This is a genomic window from Thiohalomonas denitrificans (assembly GCF_900102855.1).
Taxonomy (GTDB): Bacteria; Pseudomonadota; Gammaproteobacteria; order Thiohalomonadales; family Thiohalomonadaceae; genus Thiohalomonas; species Thiohalomonas denitrificans.
Window position 1 is genome coordinate 1 of the sequence record NZ_FMWD01000025.1, and the last position, 2,738, is coordinate 2,738.

Below are 2,738 nucleotides of genomic sequence, written 5' to 3' on the forward strand. Positions count from 1 at the left end.
AGTTGCTGCATAGCATCAGCGATAAGGGTTCGGCATTCGCGCCGAAACCCAGCTAATAGGGTTTTTACTGAAAAGTGGAAGCCCGCCAAGGTGTTATTCGTTCGTATGATTCCAGACTGTTTGGGGTTATATGGTCAAGCGAATAAGCGCATATGGTGGATGCCTAGGCGGTAGGAGGCGATGAAGGACGTAGTAGCTTGCGATAAGCCTCGGGGAGCCGGCAAACAGGCTTTGATCCGAGGATTTCCGAATGGGGCAACCCGGCCACCTTTTGGTGGTCACCGGCATCTGAATACATAGGGTGTCGGGGCGAACCCGGGGAACTGAAACATCTAAGTACCCGGAGGAAAAGAAATCAACCGAGATTCCCTAAGTAGCGGCGAGCGAACGGGGAACAGCCCTTAAGCTTCTTTTGATTTAGCGGAACACTCTGGAAAGTGTGGCCATAGCGGGTGAAAGCCCCGTACGCGAAAGGTCAATTGAAGTGAAATCGAGTAGGGCGGGACACGTGATATCCTGTCTGAACATGGGGGGACCATCCTCCAAGGCTAAATACTCCCTACCGACCGATAGTGAACCAGTACCGTGAGGGAAAGGTGAAAAGAACCCCGGAGAGGGGAGTGAAATAGAACCTGAAACCGTATGCGTACAAGCAGTGGGAGCCCCTTCGTGGGGTGACTGCGTACCTTTTGTATAATGGGTCAGCGACTTACTTTCAGTGGCAAGGTTAACCATTTAGGGGAGCCGTAGGGAAACCGAGTCTTAATAGGGCGTCTTAGTCGCTGGGAGTAGACCCGAAACCGAGCGATCTACCCATGGTCAGGGTGAAGGTGGGGTAATACCCACTGGAGGCCCGAACCCACTAACGTTGAAAAGTTAGGGGATGAACTGTGGGTCGGAGTGAAAGGCTAATCAAGCTCGGAGATAGCTGGTTCTCCCCGAAAGCTATTTAGGTAGCGCCTCGTGTCTCACTCCAGGGGGTAGAGCACTGTTTCGGCTAGGGGGCCATCCCGGCTTACCAACCCGATGCAAACTCCGAATACCTGGAAGTGCAATCACGGGAGACACACGGCGGGTGCTAACGTCCGTCGTGGAGAGGGAAACAACCCAGACCGCCAGCTAAGGTCCCAAAATTGTGGCTCAGTGGGAAACGATGTGGGAAGGCTAAGACAGGCAGGAGGTTGGCTTAGAAGCAGCCATCCTTTAAAGAAAGCGTAATAGCTCACTGTTCGAGTCGGCCTGCGCGGAAGATGTAACGGGGCTTAAGCCACATACCGAAGCTGCGGATGCCAGTTTACTGGCATGGTAGGGGAGCGTTCCGTACGCCGTCGAAGGTGTGCTGTAAGGCATGCTGGAGGTATCGGAAGTGCGAATGCTGACATGAGTAACGATAATGCGGGTGAAAAACCCGCACGCCGAAAGCCCAAGGTTTCCTGCGCAACGCTAATCGGCGCAGGGTTAGTCGGCCCCTAAGGTGAGGGTGAAAACCGTAACCGATGGGAAACAGGTTAATATTCCTGTACCGCGTATGACTGCGATGGGGGGACGGAGAAGGCTAACCGATCCGGGTGTTGGAAGTCCCGGTTTAAGCGTGTAGGGAGTCATTCCAGGCAAATCCGGAGTGGCCATTCTGAGACGTGATGACGAGCTCCCACGGGAGTGAAGTCGGTGATGCCAAGCTTCCAGGAAAAGCCTCTAAGCTTCAGGTCATAGGCGACCGTACCCCAAACCGACACAGGTGGGCAGGGTGAGAATCCCAAGGCGCTTGAGAGAACTCGGGTGAAGGAACTAGGCAAAATAACACCGTAACTTCGGGAGAAGGTGTGCCCCCGTTAGGTGAAGCGACTTGCTCGTGGAGCTGAAGGGGGTTGCAGTGACCAGGTGGCTGCGACTGTTTATTAAAAACACAGCACTCTGCAAACTCGTAAGAGGACGTATAGGGTGTGACGCCTGCCCGGTGCCGGAAGGTTAATTGATGGGGTTAGTCTTCGGACGAAGCTCTTGATCGAAGCCCCGGTAAACGGCGGCCGTAACTATAACGGTCCTAAGGTAGCGAAATTCCTTGTCGGGTAAGTTCCGACCTGCACGAATGGCGTAACGATGGCCACACTGTCTCCACCCGAGACTCAGTGAAATTGAAATCGCTGTTAAGATGCAGTGTACCCGCGGCTAGACGGAAAGACCCCGTGAACCTTTACTATAGCTTCACACTGAACTTTGAGCCTGTTTGTGTAGGATAGGTGGGAGGCTTTGAAGCCGGGACGCCAGTTCCGGTGGAGCCATCCTTGAAATACCACCCTGGCATGTTTGAGGTTCTAACTCCGGCCCGTTATCCGGGTCGAGGACAGTGTGTGGTGGGTAGTTTGACTGGGGCGGTCTCCTCCCAAAGCGTAACGGAGGAGCACGAAGGTACCCTCAGCACGGTCGGACATCGTGCATTGAGTGCAAAGGCATAAGGGTGCTTGACTGCGAGACAGACACGTCGAGCAGGAGCGAAAGCTGGTCTTAGTGATCCGGTGGTTCTGTATGGAAGGGCCATCGCTCAACGGATAAAAGGTACTCCGGGGATAACAGGCTGATACCGCCCAAGAGTTCATATCGACGGCGGTGTTTGGCACCTCGATGTCGGCTCATCACATCCTGGGGCTGTAGCCGGTCCCAAGGGTATGGCTGTTCGCCATTTAAAGTGGTACGCGAGCTGGGTTTAGAACGTCGTGAGACAGTTCGGTCCCTATCTG

1 rRNA gene is annotated in these 2,738 nt (G+C 54.2%); it reads left to right on the forward strand.

The features are described from left to right. Positions 1 to 132 precede the first annotated feature (132 nt). Positions 133 to 2,738: ribosomal RNA gene (locus BLP65_RS16515) — 23S ribosomal RNA — on the forward strand; the annotation flags it as partial.